The sequence below is a fragment of the Kerstersia gyiorum genome (assembly GCF_048595715.1).
In the GTDB taxonomy this organism is placed as follows: Bacteria; Pseudomonadota; Gammaproteobacteria; order Burkholderiales; family Burkholderiaceae_B; genus Kerstersia; species Kerstersia gyiorum.
In genome coordinates, this window is record NZ_CP169556.1 from 3,754,121 (window position 1) to 3,776,144 (window position 22,024).

At 64.1% G+C, this 22,024-nt stretch carries 23 protein-coding genes; 7 read left to right on the top strand and 16 right to left on the bottom strand.

Translation table 11 applies throughout. The annotated features are described in order from the left end of the window. Positions 1 to 34: 34 nt before the first annotated feature. From ACEW7X_RS16525 to ACEW7X_RS16595, 15 genes are all read right to left on the bottom strand, one after another. On the bottom strand, positions 35 to 751 hold the full coding sequence (locus ACEW7X_RS16525) for an ABC transporter ATP-binding protein (protein ID WP_068373224.1): 717 nt from the start codon (positions 749 to 751) through the stop codon (positions 35 to 37). Continuing rightward, complete coding sequence (locus tag ACEW7X_RS16530; protein ID WP_130486373.1) at positions 748 to 1,554, bottom strand: ABC transporter ATP-binding protein; 807 nt, start codon at positions 1,552 to 1,554, stop codon at positions 748 to 750. The genes ACEW7X_RS16525 and ACEW7X_RS16530 overlap by 4 nt, the downstream gene beginning before the upstream one ends. Further along, positions 1,551 to 2,534 carry a branched-chain amino acid ABC transporter permease gene (locus ACEW7X_RS16535; protein ID WP_127775427.1) on the bottom strand — a complete coding sequence of 328 codons (984 nt, stop codon included), beginning with the start codon at positions 2,532 to 2,534 and terminating at the stop codon, positions 1,551 to 1,553. Before ACEW7X_RS16535 ends, ACEW7X_RS16530 begins: the two co-directional genes overlap by 4 nt. A 7-nt stretch (positions 2,535 to 2,541) precedes the next feature. After that, on the bottom strand, positions 2,542 to 3,462 hold the full coding sequence (locus ACEW7X_RS16540) for a branched-chain amino acid ABC transporter permease (protein ID WP_068373233.1): 921 nt from the start codon (positions 3,460 to 3,462) through the stop codon (positions 2,542 to 2,544). An 18-nt stretch (positions 3,463 to 3,480) separates the two neighbouring features. Next, on the bottom strand, positions 3,481 to 4,665 hold the full coding sequence (locus ACEW7X_RS16545) for an ABC transporter substrate-binding protein (RefSeq protein ID WP_415777461.1): 1,185 nt from the start codon (positions 4,663 to 4,665) through the stop codon (positions 3,481 to 3,483). Positions 4,666 to 5,192: 527 nt separating this feature from the next. Then, a complete protein-coding gene (locus tag ACEW7X_RS16550; RefSeq protein WP_068373236.1) occupies positions 5,193 to 6,185 on the bottom strand; it encodes an amidohydrolase family protein in 993 nt (330 codons plus the stop codon). Between the two features lie 6 nt (positions 6,186 to 6,191). Beyond that, positions 6,192 to 6,767 carry a 3-hydroxyanthranilate 3,4-dioxygenase gene (locus tag ACEW7X_RS16555; protein WP_068373239.1) on the bottom strand — a complete coding sequence of 192 codons (576 nt, stop codon included), beginning with the start codon at positions 6,765 to 6,767 and terminating at the stop codon, positions 6,192 to 6,194. 4 nt (positions 6,768 to 6,771) lie between these two features. Beyond that, positions 6,772 to 7,206: a RidA family protein gene (locus ACEW7X_RS16560; RefSeq protein ID WP_068373243.1), complete on the bottom strand. Its 435-nt coding sequence runs from the start codon at positions 7,204 to 7,206 to the stop codon at positions 6,772 to 6,774. Continuing rightward, a complete protein-coding gene (locus ACEW7X_RS16565) occupies positions 7,199 to 7,978 on the bottom strand; it encodes a 2-keto-4-pentenoate hydratase (RefSeq protein WP_127775429.1) in 780 nt (259 codons plus the stop codon). Before ACEW7X_RS16565 ends, ACEW7X_RS16560 begins: the two co-directional genes overlap by 8 nt. Positions 7,979 to 8,064: 86 nt before the next feature. Further along, entirely contained in the window at positions 8,065 to 8,868 is an 804-nt protein-coding gene (locus ACEW7X_RS16570; RefSeq protein WP_068373249.1) for a 2-keto-4-pentenoate hydratase, read from the bottom strand. Between the two features lie 38 nt (positions 8,869 to 8,906). Next, positions 8,907 to 10,388 carry a 2-hydroxymuconic semialdehyde dehydrogenase gene (locus ACEW7X_RS16575; protein WP_068373253.1) on the bottom strand — a complete coding sequence of 494 codons (1,482 nt, stop codon included), beginning with the start codon at positions 10,386 to 10,388 and terminating at the stop codon, positions 8,907 to 8,909. Positions 10,389 to 10,576: 188 nt separating this feature from the next. Further along, on the bottom strand, positions 10,577 to 11,503 hold the full coding sequence (locus ACEW7X_RS16580; RefSeq protein ID WP_068373427.1) for a LysR substrate-binding domain-containing protein: 927 nt from the start codon (positions 11,501 to 11,503) through the stop codon (positions 10,577 to 10,579). A 95-nt stretch (positions 11,504 to 11,598) separates the two neighbouring features. Then, positions 11,599 to 12,840, bottom strand: coding sequence for a multidrug effflux MFS transporter (locus ACEW7X_RS16585; RefSeq protein WP_420177443.1), 1,242 nt, complete (start codon positions 12,838 to 12,840; stop codon positions 11,599 to 11,601). A gap of 12 nt (positions 12,841 to 12,852) precedes the next feature. Next, the gene (locus ACEW7X_RS16590; RefSeq protein WP_068373259.1) at positions 12,853 to 13,455 is read right to left on the bottom strand and encodes a TetR/AcrR family transcriptional regulator; all 603 of its coding nucleotides are present in this window, start codon (positions 13,453 to 13,455) and stop codon (positions 12,853 to 12,855) included. Positions 13,456 to 13,741: 286 nt separating this feature from the next. Then, on the bottom strand, positions 13,742 to 14,032 hold the full coding sequence (locus tag ACEW7X_RS16595; protein ID WP_130486372.1) for a DUF333 domain-containing protein: 291 nt from the start codon (positions 14,030 to 14,032) through the stop codon (positions 13,742 to 13,744). A gap of 173 nt (positions 14,033 to 14,205) precedes the next feature. Here ACEW7X_RS16595 and ACEW7X_RS16600 point away from each other — a divergent pair, with 173 nt between their 5' ends. Together ACEW7X_RS16600 and phnX are read left to right on the top strand one after the other, a co-directional pair. Further along, a complete protein-coding gene (locus tag ACEW7X_RS16600; protein WP_134838944.1) occupies positions 14,206 to 14,397 on the top strand; it encodes a hypothetical protein in 192 nt (63 codons plus the stop codon). Then, the gene (gene phnX, locus ACEW7X_RS16605; protein ID WP_068373265.1) at positions 14,358 to 15,191 is read left to right on the top strand and encodes a phosphonoacetaldehyde hydrolase; all 834 of its coding nucleotides are present in this window, start codon (positions 14,358 to 14,360) and stop codon (positions 15,189 to 15,191) included. Before ACEW7X_RS16600 ends, phnX begins: the two co-directional genes overlap by 40 nt. A 27-nt stretch (positions 15,192 to 15,218) precedes the next feature. Here phnX and ACEW7X_RS16610 read toward each other — a convergent pair whose 3' ends face one another. Next, complete coding sequence (locus ACEW7X_RS16610; RefSeq protein WP_257740173.1) at positions 15,219 to 16,097, bottom strand: LysR substrate-binding domain-containing protein; 879 nt, start codon at positions 16,095 to 16,097, stop codon at positions 15,219 to 15,221. Positions 16,098 to 16,388: 291 nt separating this feature from the next. Here ACEW7X_RS16610 and ACEW7X_RS16615 point away from each other — a divergent pair, with 291 nt between their 5' ends. From ACEW7X_RS16615 to ACEW7X_RS16635, 5 genes are all read left to right on the top strand, one after another. After that, a complete protein-coding gene (locus tag ACEW7X_RS16615; RefSeq protein WP_068373271.1) occupies positions 16,389 to 16,658 on the top strand; it encodes a hypothetical protein in 270 nt (89 codons plus the stop codon). A gap of 1 nt (position 16,659) precedes the next feature. After that, positions 16,660 to 17,712, top strand: a complete 1,053-nt coding sequence (mdtN, locus tag ACEW7X_RS16620; protein ID WP_068373274.1) for a multidrug transporter subunit MdtN — start codon at positions 16,660 to 16,662, stop codon at positions 17,710 to 17,712. Then, entirely contained in the window at positions 17,696 to 19,612 is a 1,917-nt protein-coding gene (locus ACEW7X_RS16625; RefSeq protein ID WP_127775437.1) for an FUSC family protein, read from the top strand. The genes mdtN and ACEW7X_RS16625 overlap by 17 nt, the downstream gene beginning before the upstream one ends. After that, on the top strand, positions 19,602 to 21,218 hold the full coding sequence (locus tag ACEW7X_RS16630; protein ID WP_134838946.1) for a TolC family protein: 1,617 nt from the start codon (positions 19,602 to 19,604) through the stop codon (positions 21,216 to 21,218). The genes ACEW7X_RS16625 and ACEW7X_RS16630 overlap by 11 nt, the downstream gene beginning before the upstream one ends. 112 nt (positions 21,219 to 21,330) lie before the next feature. Next, positions 21,331 to 22,011: a MarC family NAAT transporter gene (locus ACEW7X_RS16635; RefSeq protein ID WP_068373282.1), complete on the top strand. Its 681-nt coding sequence runs from the start codon at positions 21,331 to 21,333 to the stop codon at positions 22,009 to 22,011. The last annotated feature ends 13 nt before the right edge of the window (positions 22,012 to 22,024 follow it).

Consider the following 22,024-nt stretch of genomic DNA (forward strand, 5'->3'; position numbering starts at 1 on the left):
CAGCATCCGCAAAGCGGCATGCATACCGGCACCGTCAAACCCCCAGGTACGTTTTCCACAAGCTGCGGTCGGCATCCAATTCCGCCGACGTTCCCTGCCAGGCCACGCGGCCACGCTCGAGAATGATATGGCGGTCGGCCAGGCTGAGCAGGCGCTGCACGTATTTGTCCACGACCAGGATCGTCTGCCCGGCCGCACGCAGCATGGCCAGGCAGCGCCAGATATCCTCGCGGATGACCGGCGCCAGCCCTTCGGTGGCTTCATCCAGGATCAGCAACCTCGGGTTGGTCGACAAGGCGCGGCCGATGGCCAGCATCTGCTGCTCGCCGCCCGACAGTTGTCCGCCCAGGTTGCGCGAACGTTCCTTCAGCCTGGGGAACACCTCGTAGATGCGCTCCAGGTTCCAACCGTCGCGCTGACCGCTACGGTTATCGGCAAACGCCAGCAGATGCTCCTCCACTGTCAGGTTGGGAAAGCACATGCGGCCTTCCGGCACCACCGCCACACCCAGCCTGGCAATAGCGTCCGGGCGCATGCGGCCGATCTGCCTGCCCCCGAAACTCAACTCGCCCTGACGCGCCTTGAGCGCACCGATAATGGTTTTGATGGTCGTGCTCTTGCCCATGCCGTTGCGGCCCAGCAAGGTAACGACTTCCTTCTCATGGATGTCCAGGCCGACATCGAACAGCACCTGGCTGGCGCCATAGCCGGCATGGATACCCCGGCAGGACAACAAGGGTTCGCGGCTCATGACACTACCTCCGGCGTTGCGCCCGCTGCCGCTGTCTTCGCGGCAGCCTCTTCGGCTGTTGTTTCCTCATCGCCCAGGTAGACTTCCTGTACGCGTACGTCGGCGCGGATCTGCTCGGCGTTGCCCGAGGTCAGCACCTTGCCATAGACCAGCACGGTGATCCGGTCGGCCAGCTTGAAGACGGCATCCATGTCGTGTTCGATCAGCAGAATGGCTGCCTCCTGGCGCAGCGTCAGGATCATTTCCACCATCTGCATGGAATCCTCCGCCCCCATGCCCGCCATGGGTTCATCGAGCAACAACAGCTTGGGGCGCGAGGCCAGCGCCAGCGCCACGTCCAGACGCCGTTGCGCGCCATGCGACAAAGTACCGGCTACACGGTCCAGCTCATGCCCCAGCCCGACCTGCCGAGCCAGTTCTTCCGCGCGCGCCCACAATTTTTCCTCGTTCTGCCGCAGCGACAGAAAGCGGAAGCTGCTGCCATCGTAAGCCTGCGCCGCCAGCATCAGGTTGTCGCGCACCGTGTCGTTGCGGAAGATATTGGTGATCTGGAAACAGCGCGACAAACCCGCCCGCACCCGCTGATACGGCCTGAGCGCAGTCAGGTCCACACCTTCGAGCACGATGCGGCCTTCGTCGGCGCTCAGCAGGCCGGAAATCAGGTTCACCAGCGTGGATTTACCCGCGCCATTGGGCCCGATCAGCGCATGGATCTGACCACGCTCGATTTCCAGCGAGACGTGATCGGTCGCCAACAGACCGCCGAAGCGTTTGACCAGGCCTTCAGTATGGAACAGGCTCATGCCGCGCTCCTTTTGCAGCGCAGCCGGGCGGCAATGCCTTCCGGTGCGTAGAACACGATGATCAGCAACAGGATGCCCAGCGGCCAGTGCCAGTATTCGGTGAACATGCGCAGGCCCTCCTGCAGCGACAGCCACAGCCCGGCGCCGATGACGCCGCCCCAGCGGTTGCCGACGCCACCAATGACAACCATGACGATCAGGATGGCGGACTGGGTCCAATCCATCAGCGAAGGGCTGACGAAGCCGTCATGGGTGGCCAGCATGGCGCCAGCAAGCCCCGCCACGGCGCCCGCCCCGACAAAGGCAGCCAGGCGGATGAAAAAAACCGGGTAACCCATGGCGGCCATGCGCACTTCATTGTCCCGAGCCCCCTTGAGCGCGTGGCCGAAACGCGAACCGGATATCCGGCTCATCAACGCGAACAACAATGCCGCGCAGGCCAGCACAACCCAGTACAGGCCATACTCCATGCCATCGAACACGGCACCGAGGCTGAGCGGCGAATAGATGCTATAGCCGTCGTCACCGCCATACGTACGCACGGATACCGCGACGTAGTGCAGCATCTCGGCAAATGCCAGGGTAATCATGATGAAGTAGACGCCCCGGGTGCGCAGCGCCACCAGCCCGATCAGCGCGGAAAAGACCGCTGCCGCGATGATGGCCGTGGCCCATATCAGCCAGGCGGAATCATGGCCGGCCTCGACCATGACTGCCACGGCATACGCTCCCACGCCGATGAAACCGGCATGGCCCAGCGCCACCATGCCGCCATAGCCCAGGATGAAATTGAGGCTGGACGCAGCAATCATCATGATGAGCAGGCGCTCGACGAAACCCACGTAATATTCCAGCTGCAACAGCGGCGCGACCCAGGGAAAGACGGCCAGCGCCAGCAGGAGCACCCATGGCGTCCATGGCCCGGCTGACTGGCGCGGCTGCGCGGCAACGGCTTGTCCGGTGAAAGCAGAAGTTGTCATATCGCCCTCACGCGCGTGCAGAAAAAAGACCGGCGGGCTTGATGGCAAGCACGACCGCCATAAAGACGTATACCGCGACACCGGCCAGCGCCGCCCCCAGGTCGGCCGCGACGGCAGGCGGCATGACCAGCTTGAAGGCGGGCGCCAGGAATGCGCGCCCGGCGGTGTCGATGAAACCCACGATCAGGGCCGCGATGAAGGCGCCGCGTATCGAACCGATGCCGCCGATGACGACCACAACCAGCGACGGGATCAGGATGCTTTCCCCCATGCCGATCTGCACCGCGCTGATCGGGCCCATCAAGGCACCGGCCAGGGCCGCCAGCGCGGCGCCCAGCGCGAACACGAAAGAGAACACATGGCTGACGCGCACCCCCATGAATTCCGCCATGATGCGGTTGGAAGCGCCAGCGCGCACCAGCATGCCCATGCGGGTCCGGTTCACCAGCAAGTACAGGCCCAGCGCCACCAACAGGCCTGCCACCAGCAACAGCAGGCGATAGGCCGGATAGGGCAGCCCGGGCATGAGCGTCACCGGGCCGGCCAGCGAGGCCGGCATGGACGCCATGATGGGCGCCGCCCCCCAGATCGCCTTCACGGCATCGTCGGCGATCAGGATGATGCCGAAGGTTGCGATCACCTGCGCCAGGTGATCACGCCGGTACAGACGCCGAATGATCGCCAGCTCCAGCAACGCCGCCAGCACAACAGTCGCCGCCACGCCGGCCACCACGCCGGTCAGGAAGGAGCCGCTGACGGCATGGACCCGTGCTGCCACGTAGGCCCCCACCATGAACATGGAGCCGTGCGCCAGGTTCATGGTGTCCATGATGCCGAATATCAGCGTCAGGCCTGCCGCAATCAGGAAAAGCATGAGCCCATAGCCCAGGCCGTTGAGCAACTGCTCGATGATGAAGATGCCATCCATGTGCCGCCTCCGTCCTGCTTACAGCTTGCACTCGGAGACGTAGGCGTCCTGATGGTTTTCCAGCACGGTTTCAACCAGGCGGTTCACGTACTTGCCATCCGCATCCTTATCCACCACGCGCAGGTAGAAATTCTGCACTGGGAAATGGTTGGCGCCGTAGCTAAAGGGGCCCTTGATGGAATCGAAGGATGCCTGTTCCAGCGCCTTGACCAGCGCTTCGCGGTCGTCGACCTTGCCTGCGGTTTCGCGCACGGCCGCATCCATGGCCAGGATGCTGTCGTAAGCCATGGCGGCATAGGCCGAGGGGTAGCGGCCGTTGTACTTCTGGCGGAAGGCTTCGACAAAGGCCTGGTTGGCCGGCACCGGCAGATCGTGCACCCATTGCGAGGTATTCAGGATGCCCAGCGCGTCGTCACCCACAGCAGGAATGATGTCCAGGTCAACGGTGTTGGGCGCCACCAGCGGCACGTCCTTCAGGCCGCCGGCCACATACTGCTTGATGAAGTTGATCCCCATGCTGCCCGGCAGGAAGAAGTACACCGCATCCGGCTTGGCGCTGCGGATCTGCGCGATTTCCGCCGAATAATCGAGCTGCCCGACCTTGGTATAGATTTCATCCAGGACTTCGCCGCTGTAGGTGCGCTTGAAACCTGCCATGTGATCCTTGCCGGCCGGATAGTTCGGCGCCAGGATCACCACTTTCTTGAACTGCTTGGCGTCGGCCAGGCTGCCTGCCGCCTCGTCGAAATTATCGTTCTGGTACTGCGCGAAGAAGTACGGACTGCATTGCTTGCCAGCCAACTGGCTGGGCCCGGGATTACTGGAAATGAACGGAACCTTGTCCTTGGCCAGCAAAGGCATGACAGCCAATGCCGAGTTCGAGGCGATCGGCCCGGTGAAGAAGTCGATCTTGTCCCGTTGCAAGTAGCGCCTGACCAATTGCGTGGCCTGCTCCGGGCTGCCGGCAAAGTCGGTTTTGATGAATTCCGCCGGCTGACCGCCGAGTTTTCCGTCCAATTGTTCGATCGCCAGATCAAAGCCATCGCGTGCCTCTGCGCCCAATGCGGCAAAAGGCCCGGAGATATCCAGCGCAATACCGACTTTGACTGGCTCGGCGGCATTGGCAATGGCACAGCACCCTGCCATTGCGCCTGTTGCCAGCAAACGGCCCAAGGAAATACTGGAAAAGAAATTCCGCTTCATGATTGCCCCCGGTTCACATCATTCAGATTGAAAAGACCCATTGAAAATACCGTTACACCGCCTGAGCGGCGATGCGCCATTCAGAAAACCGCTGCACATGCCTGGAAACCTTGCACGTTCCTGAAAAATCAAAGGTCTGCAAGCTGAATGTAGCCAACCGCGCAAGCCCTGGATAATCATTTTTTGACCGCCAGCTATAAGCGCCTGGAATACCTTTTCTTCTACCGCACCAAATTGATGCAACGCAATAATTCACTTGTTTTGCTACGGTGCATTTCGTTTGTTTACGCCTTGTAATTCGGCAATTGAACATCTTCGCGCCCTGTTATGGCGCATTTGTGCTGCATTGCAAAATCCATTACCTGACGACTCAGCATTTACCCTTAGATTGATTCCGGAAGACTAATAAAAAACCCCTTGCGATCGTCGCCAAGACGATTGCAAGGGGAAATCTGGGAAACTGAATTGATGGTTGTTAATGGGCCGCGCCACAGTACCGGGAAAGCCGGCACCAGCCCAGCCCGGTATTACAGCCCGAAAAATTCAACGGCATTCGCGCCCAGGATGCGGTCGCGCTGCGGCGCCGACAAAAAGCCCGCGCCGCGCACCAGGGCACCGACCTCCTGCTCGCCCAGCGGGAAGGGCTGGTCCGAGCCCAGCATGACATGACCCACGCCCATCACGTCAACCAGCAGCTTGAGCGCCCCCTCGTCGAACACGGCGCTATCCACATAAAGCCGCCGGGCATACTCTGATGGCGGCCGTGGGCAGTCCTGGCGCACGATATCGCGGTGGCGCCAGGCGTTATCCACCCGACCCAGGGTATAGGCAAAGCTGCCGCCGCCGTGGGCAAAGCAGATTTTCAAGGATTCGGGAATGCGTTCCAGTGCTCCGGACAGTATCAGCGACAGCATGCCAAGCTGTGTTTCCGCCGGCATGGCGACCAGCCAAGGCAGCATCCACTGTCGCATGCGCTCCTTGCCGCCCATCATGTCCCAGGGATGCACAAACACCGGTATGCCTTCATTGGCGCAATGGATCAGGAAATCGACCATGTCGGGATGATCCAGGTCGCGGTCGCCGGCGTGGTTGCCGATCTGCACGCCGATACAGCCTGCCTTCTGCGCCCGCGATGCTTCCGCGCAGGCCAGCTTCACGTCTTGCAGGGGCACTTGCGAGAGCACCTTCAAGCGGCGCGGGTCGGCGGCGGCAAAGGCCAGCGCTTCCTCGTTCATCCGTGCCGCCCAGTCTGCCGCCAGCTGCGCATCCCAGGCATAGCCGAACATGATGGGCGTGGCGCAGTTCACCTGGATGTCGATACCATGCTGATCCATTTCCTGCAGGCGGAACTGCGGGTCCCAGAGCGAACGGTAGACCGGCCGGAACGGCTTGTCGCCCACCATGATCTGGCCGATTTCGCCGTCGTCATCTATGCGCAGCCAGGGCGCACGCCCGGGATTGGCTGCCTCCGCAGTGGCTGCGCTGATGCAAGGGAAAAAGTGCGAGTGGATATCAATCATGGCAGCTCACTGCTCGGGAAAGTGTTGATTCAGGGTCCGGTGCCAGGCCTCGAAATCCCGTCCCGGATGCACTTCGCCGCAGGACTGGCAGGTGCGCTCGGCGTCGGCGGTGGCATAGAACTGTTCATAAACGGGTGGCAGGTCGGCCACGATGCTTTCGAGCTGCATCTCGTAGCGCCGGACCAGGCTGCCGCAACGCGCGCAGCACCATTGCAAGGCGTCCTTGCTGCCCAGGGGCCGCTGGCGCTCTATCACCAGGCAAAGGCTGCCGGCCTCCGGGCGCTGGGGCGAGTGCTTGACGTGAGGCGCCTGCAGGAACATGTCGCCTTCCTTGAGATGCACGCGCTCATACTGGCCACGGTCCCAGATCAGCAGATAGGCGTTGCCCTTGAACTGGTAGAAGAACTCCTCCACCGGGTCATCGTGGAAATCGGAGCGCTGGTTGGGCCCACCCACCACCGTCACCATGAAGTCGCCATCGGCCCAGATCTGCTGGTTGCCGACCGGCGGCTTGAGCAGGTGTTCGTGTTCACCGAGCCACTTCTGGAAATTCAACGGATAGCCGTACTTGAAGTTCATCATGGTCCTACTCCTGGGAGGTTGGCAGGGGCTTGTAGGCCACCGCGCGGATCTCGATCAACAGATGGGGGTGCGGCAACTGATGCACCGCCACCGTGGTGCGTGTGGGGCCATTCTCATCGAAGAATTCGGCCCAGACTTCATTGAAGCCGCCAAAGTCGTTCATGCTGACGAGGAATACCTGCGCCTCGACCATATCCTCCAGGCCTGCGCCGGCATGCGCCAGGATGTCGGCGATATTGCGGATCACCGCGCGCGACTGCGCGCGGATATCCAGCGTCGTCACGCCCATGGCGTCGGCCTGCGCCCCTTCGAAGGTATTGTCCGGGCGGCGCGAACTCGTGCCAGACACGAAGATGAAATCACCGGCACGCCGGTAATGCGGGAAGCGGCCGCGCGGCACGGCCTTGCCCTGGATAACGCCTGCCTTGTGGTCAGCCATGCTGATGCCCTCCAGTAAAGAATTCGACCTTGCCCAGGCCGTTGATCTGCCCCTGCACATGCTGGCCCGGCGCCAAGGCCGCAGCGGCAGTTGCCGCGCCAGCCATGATCAGGGACCCGGCGGGTAGGCTCAGTTCCGCCGCAGCCACCAGGCGGGCCGCCTGAACCACCGCCCTCAGGGGATGTCCCAGGATCGCCGCCGTGGAACCCGTCAGCGTGATGCGGCCGTCCTGCGCCACCAGCACGCCGGCATTGCCCAAGGCGGCGAAATCACGCGACCAGCCTCCCACCACCACGCCCGCCGACGAGCAGTTGTCGGCCACCACGTCCTCCAGGCTGAAACGGAAATCCTGATAGCGCGAATCTATGATTTCCAGCGCCGGCGCCACGGCTTCCAGGTAGTCCACTGCCTCCAGCGCATTGAGCGGGCGGTCGATGGCGCGACGCGTCAGGAAACAGACCTCGGGTTCCACCCGGGGATGGATGTATTTGCCCAGATCAACGGTAGCGGCTTCTTCCTCGCGCATCTCACGGGTCAGCCAGCCCCAGATCAGGTCATCGACCCCCATTTGCACCATCTTGGCCCGACTGGTGAAACCCAGCTTGATACCGCATACCGTATCGCCACGGGCCTGCCGGCATGCCACGGAAGCACGCTGGATGTCATAAGCCTGCGCCAGCGTGAAACTGCCCGGCGCGAATTGCGGCACGGCCTGGCGGTGCAAAGCCGCGCCGTCAAGCTGCGCAGCAATGGACTGGATATCCACACTCATCGTTGACTTCTCCCTGCCAGCCCCTCTGCTCATGGCCCGGCCTTGTTCCATTTCCGGCAGCTGCGCCCTGGCGCGCCGCCCCTTGTTCAACTGGCGGCGAACACCGCCGCGACACTGCCCAGCCCTTCGATGGCGGCACTGATCACATCCCCTGGCCGCACGCTGGCCATCGGGCCGAGCGCGCCGGTCAGCACGACATCGCCCGCCCTCAGCGGTGAACCCAACCGCACCATCGTGTCAGCCAGCCAGACGGCGGCATTCAGGGGGTTGCCCAGGCAGGCCGCACCGGCCCCGACCGACACCTGATCGCCCCGGCATTCCATCACCATGCCGCAGCGCACCAGGTCCAGCGCGGCCAGCCGCACCGGACGCGAACCCAGCACGAACAACCCCGACGACGCGTTGTCCGCCACGGTATCGACCAGGCGGATATCCCAATTGGCAATGCGGCTGCCAACAACTTCTATGGCCGGCAAGGCATAGGCTGTCGCCGAGATGACATCGGCAAAGGTATGGCGCTCGTGCGGCAGGTCGCGTTCGAGCACCAGCGCGATTTCCGCTTCGGCCTTGGGCTGCATGGTGCGCGCCCAGGGAATTTCCTCGCCATCGCCAAATGCCATGTCGGCAAACAACGCGCCGAAATCCGGCGCCGCCACGCCCAGCTGCTGCTGCACCGCGCGCGAGGTCAGGCCTATCTTGCGGCCTATCCGACGCGCCCCGCGCTGCTGCTGGCGCTCGGCCAGCAGCGCCTGCACGGCATAGGCCAGCGCCAGCGCATCGCCGTCATGCCCCGCCAGGCGCGCGATCTCATCGCGCACCGGCGTGGTCGGCTGCCCGCTTTGCTGGGCGGCCCAGAGCCGGTCTGCCAAGGCCTGCAGTGAATCGTTCATGCTTTCCCCATTGCTGTCGTTTGTCTGTCCCGCAGGGCTCATACCTTGACGCAAACGTTGGTCGTTTCCGAATAGAAATCGAGCGAATAACGCCCCCCTTCGCGGCCGATGCCGGACAGCTTGCCGCCGCCGAAGGGCGTGCGCAGGTCACGCGAGAACCAGGTATTGACCCAGACGATGCCGACATGGATCTTCGGGCTGACGCGATGCGCGCGCGACAGGTTGGTGGTCCAGATGCTGGCGGCCAGCCCATAGGCGCTGTCGTTGACCCGGCGCAGCACTTCTTCTTCGCTGTCGAAGGGGGCAATGTGGCATACCGGGCCGAAGACTTCTTCGCGCATGCAGCGCGCATCGTCCGGCAGGCCGGTCCAGATGGTGGGCAGCACGTAGGCGCCGTTGTCGCGCTCGTCGCCGAACACCGGCACCGTGCCGCCAGTCACGACCGTCGCCCCTTCCTGCACGGCCAGGTCGAAGTAGGACAGCACTTTCTCGCGATGTTCGCGCGAGATCAGCGAACCCATGAATACGCCCTCGTCATCGGGCCAGCTCACCTTTAGCGCCTCGGTCCTGGCTTTGAGCGCCGCCACGAAACGATCGAAGATGGAACGTTCGACATAGACCCGCTCGGAGCACAGGCACACCTGGCCGGCATTGGTGAAGCTGGAGCGCACGATGCCCTCGACCGCCGCTTCGAAATCCGCATCGGCAAAGACCACTGCCGCATTCTTGCCGCCCAGTTCGAAAGACACTTCCTTGACACCCTCGGCCGCGGCTTTCATGATCGCCGTGCCAGTGCGGGACTCCCCGGTGAAGGTAATGGCGTCGATATCCGGATGCGTACTCAGGAACTCACCGGCCGACCCTGGGCCGAAGCCGTGAATGACATTGAACACGCCCGCCGGCACGCCGGCCTCGTCGAAGGCCTCGGCGACCAGCGTGGCGCTCGAAGGCGTTTCCTCGGACGGCTTGCAGACCACCGCGTTGCCACAGATCAGCGCAGGCGCAGCCTTCCAGGTCAGCGACAGGATGGGCAGGTTCCACGGCGAAATGCTGGCTACCACGCCCAGCGGCTTGCGCGTGACGTAGTTGATCAGTCTGGTGCCGTCGCCCAGCCGGGTTTCGAAGAAATCGGTATTGGCCACCTTGGCCAAATCGGCAAAGGTGCGGAAGTTGTGGATGCCGCGATAGATATCCAGCTGGCGCGCCTGGCTCAACGGCCTGCCGGTATCGGCGACTTCGGCGGCCAGGAACGCTTCGAAGCGCCGTTCGATGATGTCCGCCACCCGATACAGGTACCTGGCACGTTCGGCGGCATCCGCCTGGCCCCATTCGCCCTCCACGGCGCGGCGCGCCGCAGCCACGGCACGGTCCACCAGCGCCTTGTCCGCCTCATGGACATCCGCCAGCACGGCGCCGTCCACCGGACAGATGTTATGGAAAGTCTTGGCCGTGGCAACGAACTCGCCATCGACATAATTGCGCGTCTGCCGCAGCGACGCAGGAAGCTGAAACCTGGACAAGTCGAACTCCTTGGAAACCGCCCGATAACCGGAACATGCCTGGGCAAAGCCTGGCGCTGCGCCGGAAACACGGCAGCCGCCACCAGGATTACCTGACCCTGATGGCACTCTATCCAAGGGGTTGTGACTTGAATAATGAAATTTTCGACCCGCGCTATAAGCATCTGGAATAGCACCGGCCGACGCGCCTAGACCGTCACGTCGTGCAGCATCATCAACAGGCGCTGCGCCGCTGGCGTCACGCCACGGTCCTTGGCCAGGGTGTAGCCTACCTCGCCAAACGGCATATCCACGCCTATCGGCAGGATGGTGATGAGGCCCAGGTTGACGAAACGGCGCGCCACCTTGAACGGCATCAACGCCACCATATCGGACTCCACCAGCAAGCCCAGGTTGGTCATGATGGAGACCGACTCCACGATCTGTTTGGGCCTGGGCATGCCCAGCTTCTCGAAAAAAACGTCGATGGCGTGAAAGGCCTCGGAATCCGACGTCGGAAGAATCCAGTCCAGCCCCGCCAGTTGCTCCGTCTTCACGCCGACGCTGGTCGCCAGCCAGTGCTGCCGGCCCACCACGGCACAGAGTTTCTCGGTATAAAGCGGCACATGGGTGAATTCGCCGCTGCCCTCGTGCGCGGGGATCAGGCCGACCACCACATCCAGTTCGCCGCGCAGCAGCTCGGGGAACATTTTCTCGTTGACCCCGACCTTGACCTGTACCACGACATTGGGCGCCATCTCGCGCAAGCGCACGATGGCCGCCGGCAGCAGCTGCGCCGAGGCCGCCAGCAGGCACCCCACCATGACCTTGCCCGATACCCCTTCGTTCCACGCGTTGAGGTCATCCGCCAGAACACGCAAATCCGCCATGACGGACTGCGCGTGCCCCTTGAGCATCAGGCCGAAATTGGTGGGTGTCACCCCTCGGCTGGAACGCACCAGCAGCGGCTGGCCGAAATGTTCTTCCAGTTCCTGGATGGCCTTGCTGATGGCGGGCTGCGTCATGTGCAGCTCGCGCGCGGCCGCCAGCAGCGAGCCACAGGCGAGCACCTTCTCGAATATTGCCAGCTGATTGAACTTGAGCCGTCTGGCCAAGGTCACCTTCGAGAATTTCATGATGCCGTCCTCCTGTACGCCTGCATGCGGGCGTACACGATACTGCATCGGGCGCCGCACAGGCCCGGCCCATGCGGCGCTCTACGGGATGTTCCCTATGCGCCGCCCGCCGACGCGGCCGTACGCGCGCGGCTGCGCATGCCCTCTGCCGCCAGGCAGCACAGGATGGCCAGCCCGCCGCAGATGGCGACGGTGGCGGGCAGGGACAGCAGCGGCGTCCCGGCAAAACTGACGACATAGCCAACCACGGCAGACAGCAGGTATTGCAGCATGCCCATCAGCGCCGAAGCCAGTCCGGCCTGCGGGCCGGCATGTGCCATGGTGAGCGCGGTCAGGTTGCCGAATACCAGGCCCAGAGAGCCTATCGCCAGCGCCAGCAACGCAGCGTACCCCCACAACGGCAATGCCAGGCTGCCGGCTGCCAGCCACAGGCCGGCGCCCGCCAGGGTGTGCAGCACCAGGCCGATATACATGCCGCGCTGCTCGGATGCACCGCGCTTGAGCATGGCATTGGCGGCGGCGCCGAACAACACCAGACACACCGCGTTCGAAGCGAACAGATAGCTGAACTGCTGCGGGTCCAGCCCGTAATGCTGCGTGAAAACGAAAGGCGCGCCGCTGATGTAGGTGAACAGCGCCCCCAGCACGAAGCCGCCCGCCAGCACATAGGCCATGAATACCGGCGCGACCAATTGCCGGCCATAGGCACTGAAAATGGCCCTGAGGCGCAAAGGCGCGCGGGACGCCGCCGGCAGCGTTTCCGGCAGGCTGCGCAGGCCCCAAAGCACCCCGATCATGCCCAGCGCGGCCAGCGCCCAGAAAATGCTGCGCCAGCCGCCATGCTGCAACAGATAGCCGCCCAGCACCGGGGCCAGGATAGGCGCCAGCATCATGACCTGCATCAGCACCGAGAAAATGCGAGCCGACTCGTTGACGTTGCAACGATCCGCCACAATGGCGCGCGGCGCCACCAGGCCTGCCGCCGCGCCCAGCGCCTGCAGGAAACGTGCCGCCATCAGCCATTCAATGGATGGCGCCAGCGCCGCAACGATAGAACCAAGCACGAACAACAGCACCCCGGCCAGCAGCGGCACACGGCGGCCATAGCTATCGAGCAATGGCCCATACAGGCCCTGCCCGAACGCCAGGCCGATCAGGAAAATGGCCAGCGTCTGCTGGACTTCACCGGCAGAAATGTCGAACTCCAGGCCTATCGCCGGCATACCCGGCAGATACATGTCGATCGCCATGGCGTCGAGTGCCGTCAGCATGGCCAGCAGGACGACCAGCGCCATGCCTATCGAAGCGCCCTGCGGCGCATGTTTGGAACTACGCATGATGAACTCCGCCTACTGCCGCTGCGGCACAGCCTGCCGCAGCGCATTTTCGAGAATATGTTTCATGGCCTGCCAGCGGGCATTGAACTTGCTGCCACCGGCATAGACCAGCTTGACGTGCAGGCTGTCGACAATGCCCAGGTAAGCCTGCCCATAAAGACGCACGCTCTCCGGCGCCAGCGGATGCCCTCCCGCCCAGGCCTGCAGGCGCTGCCTGAAGCCGTCTAGCAGCAGGCCCAGGTAGCCTTCATAGTTTTCGTCCATGAGCTGTTGCAAATGCCGTGGCGGCAGGTAGGCTGCCTTCAGCAGGAAGCGCAAGTGCGGCGACTGCCCGTAACGCCGCGCCAGGCCGGCGCAGTAACGCGCGCCGGGCAGTTCGCTGGCACGTTCGCCCGCCAGGCAGCGCGAGACATACCCGCTTTCCACATGGATGGCATCGTTGAAGGCGGCCAGGTACAACTCGTCCTTGCCGGAGAAATGCGAGTACAGCGAGGCCTTGCGTATCGCCACCGATTCAGCGATGTCGTTCAAAGACGCCGCGTCATAGCCTCGCTCGGCAAAATGCGCCACGGCGGCCAGACAAATCCGGTCTGCTGCGGGTGTCCGTTCGGACATGGATGGGCTCCTGATGCACAGCAAAATGCTGCGACGCGAATACTACCTACCGATAGGTAGGTCGTCAATAAAAAACGGCCGACAACAAGCGGATGCGCAACACAGGCCTGCTCTCTGGAGGACGGCGCGGGCGGCTGAACGGAACTGCCGGCAGCCCCAGGCAGCAGGCATGAAAAAAGCCTTGCTCGCGCAAGGCTTCGCATCACGTTCTGCCACCGTCCCGGGCCAGGCAGCAGCGGCTGCCCGCGCGGTTCCCGCCGGCTCAGGCCCGGCGTTGTCGCCGCTGTCAGGGCTTGTCGATTTCCGCGGCTTCCGGAAAATCGCGGCGATACAACTCCCACTCATCCACGCGGCTGCCATCCGGCAGCAGACAGACGCCAGCCTGCCCTTCGGGCCTGGACTCTATCGTCACCTTGCCGCCGCGCTCCTCGCAGTGCACCGCCGCCGGATTGGGCATGCTGACGGCCGCAGGCTCGGCGGCCCCGCTGCCAGACACGCCGGTGCCGCCGCAGCCCGCCAGCAACACGGCAAACAAAGCGGCGCAAGCGCCTCGGCCGGTCAATGCATATCCCGTCATATTCCTCTCCATGAACCGACGGCCCGATGACGCCGCCCCCTACCCGCGCATTATCGTGGAAGTCCAGGCGACCGGCGCCAACCGGGCACTGCGGACATGGCAATCGCGTGAATTTTTGATGACACCCGCGTGTCAGGCCGCTGTTTCCCAGGCATCTCCCAGCAGCGCCATGAATGCAAAATATCATTGATATCAATGATCACCCCCCGCACCTCGACATCCGCCCGGCCGCCCGGCTTATGTCTGATATCGGAAAAAACGATTTCCCTGGCCTCGAAGGATCTGCTGAGATGAGCGTCATTGTTCAATTCAGCCTGGAAATGACATGGCCCACTACCAATCCCCCCGCACCGTCGAATGCGTGATCCTCGACTGGGCGGGCACGACCGTCGACTTTGGTTCCTTCGCCCCTACCCAGGTGTTCGTCGAGGCCTTCGAGGAATTCGGCGTTCCACTGACACTGGAAGAAGCCCGCGGACCGATGGGGCGCGGCAAGTGGGACCATATCCGCGCGCTCTGCGATGAGTCGGCCATTGCCGCACGTTTCGAGCAACGCCATGGCCATGAGCCCGGCGACGACGATGTCACTCGTATCTACGAACGCTTCATGCCCTTGCAGATCGAGAAAGTCGGCAGATATTCCGCGCTCATCCCCGGCGCGCTGGAAGTCATCGCCGGCCTGCGCGCACGCGGCATTGCGATCGGCTCCGGCTCCGGCTACCCGAGGGTGGTCATGGACCGAGTCGTCGACAGCGCCCGCACCAGCGGATATGTGGCCGACCATGTCGTCGCCGCTGATGAAGTGCCGCGCGGCCGGCCGTACCCGTCGCAGGCGCTGGCCAATGCGGTGGCGTTGGGCGCCAGCGATGTCGCCGCCTGCGTCAAGGTGGACGATACGGCGCCTGGCATCGTCGAAGGCCGCGCGGCCGGCATGTGGAGTGTGGCGCTGCTGCTGTCCGGCAATGCCCTGGGTCTCACGCACGAGCAATACCTGGCCCTGTCCGATGCCGAACGCCAGGCGGCACGCGCGCGTATCGGTGCGGAATTCGCCAGCGCCCGTCCGCATTACCAGATAGACACCATCGCCGACCTGCCCGCCGTCATCGCCGACATCGAGCGCCGCCTGCAGGCCGGGGAAATGCCACAGGCGTGCGCCTGACGCGATGTCATCGCGCCGGCCCGGCGCTCAGGCCGACGTCCGGACCTGCCTGACCGTCTCGAAGAAGGCGCGGATGATGCGGCGATTCTCGTGCTCGTGCAGCGTCACCAGGTACTCGGGCATGAGTCGGTTGCAATCGCGGATGGCAATGGCACACAGCCGCGTATCGCCCCCGAGTTCCGCCGCCGAAACAATGCCCACGCCGACACCGGCCGCCACCAGTTCACTGACAGCTTCACGGCCTTCGACCTCGATCGCCTGGGTCATCGACAAGCCCGCCCGCTCCATTTCTTCTTCCAGCACCTGGCGGGTATGCGAACCCTGCTCGCGCAGAATCAGCGGCAGGCCGGCCAGTTCCGCCAATGACAGCTGCTGCCGCGCCGCCCAGCGGTGCCCTGCGGCGGCAAAGGCCACGATGGGATGCTCAGCCAATTGCATGCAGGCCAGCCGGCTGTCCTCCGGGCAGAAACCAACCACGGCCAGGTCTGCCTGGTAATCGAACAGGCGCGCCAGCGACTGCCTGGAGTTGCCCGCCGCCAGTTTGAGCCGGACGCCCGGGTAGGTGCGGCTGAAATGCGCCAGCGCCGGCAGCAGATGCACAGCCGAATCCACGCTCAGCGCCAGGCTGCCGCGCTGCAGTGCGCCATGGCTGGCCAGCAGTTCATCGGCCTCGGCTTCGGCGGCGAACATGCGCTGGGTAATCGCCAGCAGCTCCCGCCCCGGCTCGGTCAGTTGCACCTGGCGGCGGTTGCGATGGAACAGGGCAACCTCAAAATGCGCCTCCAGCCTGCGCACCTGGTCAGAAATGGCGGGCTGGGACAGGCAAAGCTTCTCGGCCGCGCGGCTGAATCCCCCATGGATCGCCACCGCATGGAAGGCCTTGAGCTGGGAATAGGATACGGACATAGAGATACGGACCGGTCGGCGAAAAAACGGGCATCCGGCATCATGCCGCCCACCCCTGGAACACGCAGCACCGAAACGTCCGGCCAGGCGGCCCGAGACCTTGCGCAGTGCTGAGAAATGTCAATCTCTTACCTAGCCAAACAAGCCCTTGATAGGAGAACTGTAGTATAAATTTCAGGATAATCTGAATGCTGGCGCAACTCACGCTGTGCGGCCAGTTTCACAGCACGACGGCACCGCCCGCGGGCACTGTCCTTCCCGTATGAACCCGACTCCTGACGCAAGGCGCTCATGGCTGTTTCCTTTTCCCGGCTGGCTGTCCTGGCCTGCCTCCTGCTGACTGGATGCGGCGGACAGCAGGCTCCCTACATCGTCCTCTTCGAGTCTTACTTTCCCTCCTGGATCGCCTGCGCGACCTTCGGCTGCCTGTCCGCCGTGGTCCTGCGTTTCGGCCTGATCCGCATGGGCATAGACGAGCACCTGCCATTGCGCTTCCTGACCTACCTGGCTTTTGCGCTGGCCGTCATGTTCATTTCCTCCCTCCTGGTTTTCTCCCGCTGACATGTCGAACGCCAAACCTGCTCCCGCCACGCGGCGCTTGCCCGCGGTACTCGTTACCATCGCTTTCCTGGTACTGGCAGGCGTTACCGGCTGGGCCTATTTCCAGCGCCTGGCCGCGCAACCACTGTCCGAAGATGCGGTGATCACGGCCGAGATCGCGCGTATCGCGCCGTCGGTCCCGGGCCGGGTGGTGCAACTCAACGTCAAGGAAAACGGCAAGGTGGAAAAAGGCGAGCTGCTGTTCGCGCTCGACCCGGAGATCTACCGCCTGCAAGTCGAGCAGGCGCGCGCTGCGGTGCAAGTCGCCGAAGCCGGCATGGATACCCGCAACCGCGCCACCTCGGCCGAGCAGTCCAATGCCGTCATCGCCGCGGAACAGGTACAGCGTGCCCGCATCAACCTGGCGCAAACCACGCAGACCCTCAAGCGCCTGCAATCCCTGCTGCCGCAGGGCTACGTCACGGCGCAGCAGGTCGATGATGCCAGCACGCTCAAGCGCAACGCGGAAACCAGCCTGAGGGAAGCCCTGGCGCAACAGGCGGCAGCCGAAGCGCTAGTAGGCAACAACGATGCAGCCACTGCGCTGATCGTGCAGAGCCGTGCGGCACTGGCCATGGCCGAACGCCAGCTGCGCGACACCGAAGTCTATGCACCCAATGACGGCTGGGTGGCCGGGCTGAGCATCGCCCAGGGCGATTACCTGCTGCCGGCACAATCCGCTTTCTCGCTGATAGATTCCACCCACTGGTATGCATCGGCCACATTTCTGGAAACCGAACTGGACGCCATCAAGCCTGGCGACTGCGCCACGGTCTATGTCGCCGCAGACCGCTCGCGGCCCTTGCACGGCGTGGTGGAGTCCATCGGCTGGGGCGTGATCTCCGAAGACCTCATCAATCTGCCGCGCAACCTGCCCTACGTACCCAAGGCCCTGAACTGGGTCCGCGTGGGCCAGCGGTTCCCGGTACGTATCCTGCTGGACTCCCCACCTGAAGACTTGATGCGCGTCGGCGCTTCCGCTTCCGTCATCGTCAACCATGGCAAACAGTGCTGAGCTCTCGCGACAGCGTTTCTGGCGGCAGCTAAAGGACGACCTGGCGCCCTTCCCCGGCCGCCTGGCGCAAACCTGGCGCATGGCGCTGGTCTGCGCGCTGACCTGCATGATGTCTATGGTATACGGCATCCCGGAAGCCGCCATCAGCTGCTATCTGGTGTTCTTCGTCATGAAGCCGGATGCTGCGGAAAGCCTGCTGCTGGCCTTGTCCATGTGCTTCCTGACCGTGGGCGTCATCCTTCTGCTATTCCTGTTGACGCGCTGGACCATCCAGGTACCGCCCCTGCGCATTCTGGCCATTGCGGTCACGTCGCTGGTCTTCCTGTTCTTCGCCTCGGCCAGCAAGCTGGGTGCGCTGGGCGGCATCATTGCGCTGATCCTCGCCTTCGGGCTGACGCTGCTCAGCGACGTGCCCTTCGGCGAACTGGCCACGCGTGGCATCCTGTTCGCCTGGCTCATGGGCGTCATGCCCATGCTGTGGATCGCGCTGGTGTCCTTTACCATCGGCCGCAAGCCCGTTCCCCTGCTGCGCCAGACCGTCGCCGAGCGGCTGGAAATCATTGCCGACTGGCTGGAGCAGGCCAGCCCTGAAAACCGCGCCCGCCTGCGCGACCAGATATGGGAAGGCCAGGAAGACCACATGAAGCGCTGGGGCATCACCCGGCTGTTCGCCCTGGCACGGCGCGATGAAGCTCGCCGCCTGGGCGTGGCGCTGCAGGACAGCTACCGGCTGGCCTTCCTGATGCTGGCGCAAGACCCTGACGGCCACCCGCAAGCACGCGCCGTCGTGGCCCGGCAGGCACGCGCCGCAGCGCGAGCCCTGGCCGCTGGCACAGCCGTGCCAGCGCCTGAGGAAACACTGCCTGCCGACGCCCCGCCGCCCCTGGTTCAAGGCTGGCAGGCGCTGTTGGCCATGGTGGGTACGCCCGACCACCCGCAGGCCACCGCACCTGCCGAGTCGTTCATGCGGCCGGATGCCTTCAGCAATCCGGAACACATACGCTACGCTATCAAGACCACAGCAGCAGCCATCACCTGCTACCTCACCTATACCGCACTGGATTGGCAGGGCATCCATACCGCGATGATCACCTGCTACGTGATCGCGCTGGGGTCTGTGGCCGAAACCACGCACAAGCTCATCCTGCGTATCACCGGCTGTCTGATCGGGGCGGCGCTGGGGGTCGCCTCCATCCTGTTCCTGATCCCGCACATGACGTCCATCGGTGCATTGATGCTACTGGTCTTCGCCGGCACTTTCATCGCCGCCTGGGTGGCCGTGGGCAGCGACCGGGTGTCCTACGCCGGCGTGCAGATCGCGCTGGCCTTCCTGCTGACGGTACTGAGCGGCTATGGCCCCAGCACCGACATGAGCGCCGCGCTGGACCGCATCATCGGGGTACTGCTGGGTAACTTCGTGGTGTATTTCATGTTCACTCAGTTCTGGCCCGTCAGCGTCGCGCAACGGGTCTGGGACAACACCAGCCGGGCGTTGGGCGGGCTGGCACGCATGGCGCGCATGCCACGCCCGGGCCAACCGCAGGAACAGGAACACAGTGCCATGCTGGCCGAAGCCGCCAGCATGGCCAGCAAAGTGGCCGACACCCGTTATTCGCTGGAACTGGCCGGCTACGAACCGCGCACGATGCGCCTGTCCGGCGCGGAAGTCCGCCGGCTGGCCAGAACTTCGCAAGCCATGCGGGACGCCTGCCTGGACATGCTGCTGCAACCCAGCGCCGACCCCGCGCTGGCCCAGCGCCTGGAAGCGCTGTCGCAACAGGCTGCCGTTATCGCAGCGCAGCGTCCAGGTCCGGCACCGAACCAACCCGGCGCGCAACCTGCCGCCCGCACCCTGGATGGCAACGTGCAAAGATTGGAGACCTTGATCAATGGCCGCTAACCATGCGCCCGCATCCCCTCGCCGCCGCTTGCGGCTGGCCCTGCTGGCCAGCGCCGCGCTGCTGGGCGCCTGCGCCAATACATCCGACCATGCCCCACCCAGCGCCGATCAGGCCTGGACCATGCCGCAGCCCGATCCCGCCTGGCGTGAACTGGCCGAGCAAGGCCCACTTCCTGCCGTTCCGGACACGCCGGCAGAACAGGCTGGCAACAGCACTGCCGGCACACTGCCGGCACGCATCCTGCCCGACCCCGCGCATATCTACGACCTGCCGGAATTAGTCGATCTCGCCCAGCGCAACAACCCCGCCACGCGCCTGGCCTGGAACCAGGCGAGGCAGGCTGCCAATGCCATCGGCATGGCCGATGCCACATTCCTGCCCATGATTACCGCCTATGTCGTGGGCGGCTATCAATCGACGCGCCAGCGCCTACCGGACATCCTCAACCAGACCTTCCACCTGGACACCAGCGCCCACGGCGTCGTACCGCTGGTTGCTCTGGAATGGCTGCTTTTCGACTTCGGTGAACGCAGTGCGGCGCGTGACGCGGCACGCAACCTGGCCACCGGCAGCAACTTCCTGTTCAACAGCGTGCACCAGGCCATCATTTTCGAAACCATGAGCGCGTACTACCAGTACGGTACCGCCCAGGAACGCAACGCCATCGCCCGCGAATCGCTGGACAACAGCCTGGCCGTTGAAAAAGCCGTACAGGCCAAGCGCAAGGCGGGGTTGGCCACGTCAGTCGAAGAAGCCCAGGCGCGCCAGCAGGTTGCCCAGGCACGACTGGCCGTCGTCAGCACCGGCGGCGCCGTGCGCAATGCCCGGCAAGCGCTGATGAGCGTGCTGAACCTCGAACCCGATACCCCGCTGCAAGTCAGTGACAGCGTCAGGCTTGCGCTGCCCGCCCCCCAGGAACTGCCCGATGGCGCCGTCCTGCGCCGCGCCCTGGCAAACCGGCCGGACATCATGGCCAGCATCGCCTCGCTGAAGGCGGCCGAAAGCGCCGTCGACGGCGCGCGAGCAGCATTCATGCCCAAGGTATTCCTGGCGGCTGCCTATGCCAACGGACATGGCGACCTGGACATCGGCAACCTGCCTGCACTCAGCCGCCAGGGCCCCACGCGCGGCGTGCTGGTGGGGGTATCCATCCCACTGTACGACGGCGGCATGCGCAGCTCGCGCCTGCGCCAGGCCCATGATGGCGTACAGGCCGCCCAGGCCGCCCTGGAAAAGCTGCGCAATACTTCCATGAAGGAAATCGCCCTGGCTGCCAATGCACTGGACACGGCATTGCAGTCCCATGAAGCCGCAGCGACCCTGGTAGAGACCGCCGGCATCACCTATCACGCCACGCTGGAAGCGTACAAGGTCGGCATGGGTACCGTCACTGCGGCCACTGAAGCCGCCAATGGGCTGCTGATCGCGCGCAGCGCGCGTGCCGATGCGCAAGCCGCAGCGCAGATTGCCGCCGCCTCGCTGGCATTCGCGCTGGGACAGCTCAACAGCGCGGAAATTCGCCTGCAGCCGCCCTACGCCGTCCCCGAGGCTCGCCTGCCAGCAGCCGCGCCGAATGCCGCCAGCCACACCAGCACAACGCCCTAGCCTGGCCTGGGCCGCCCGCCATGGCGGGCCGGCACACTGGCCACTGGCGTAGTCACCGGCCCCAAGCGGGGCCGGTGACGCTTTTTCACCCGGGAACAAGGAGCCTCTCCCCATGAGCGAAATTCGCGATTTTTTTCAACTCGTCAGCCTCGGGCTCGTGCTATTGCTGCCGATCGCCAACCCACTGACGTCGATGTCCCTGTTGCTGGCACTGGGCAAACGCCTGTCCTACCAGGACCGCATGCGTGAGATCCGGCGCGCCACGATCTACGTCATCGCCATCCTGGGCGTTTCCTACTATGCGGGCTCGCTGATCATGCATTCCTTCGGCATTTCCGTGCCGGGCATGCGCATCGCGGGCGGCCTCATCATCACCTTCCTGGGCTTCACGATGCTGTTCCCGTCCAGTTCCGTGACGGATATCCCTGAAGCCGACAAGACGCGGGAAGAACAGCGCCAGGCCAACCAGCCCAGCATTGCCTTCGTCCCGCTGGCCATGCCCGGCACTGCCGGCCCCGGCGCCATCGCCGTGGTCATCAGCCTGGCGGCGCGCATCCATGGCAGCACCGAATACCCCGCCTGGGCCATTCACACGGCGCCTATCGTCGTGGCCCTGCTGATCGGCCTGCTGTTCTGGCTTTGCCTGCGTTTTTCCAGCAAGCTCTTTACGCTGATCGGCGGCAGCGGCGTGGATGCCATCTCTCGCATCATGGGCTTCCTGATGGTCTGCATGGGCGTGCAATTCGTCATCGACGGTGTGCTGGCAGTCATTGCCGCACATGCCGCAGGCTGAACCCGCAGCCCGG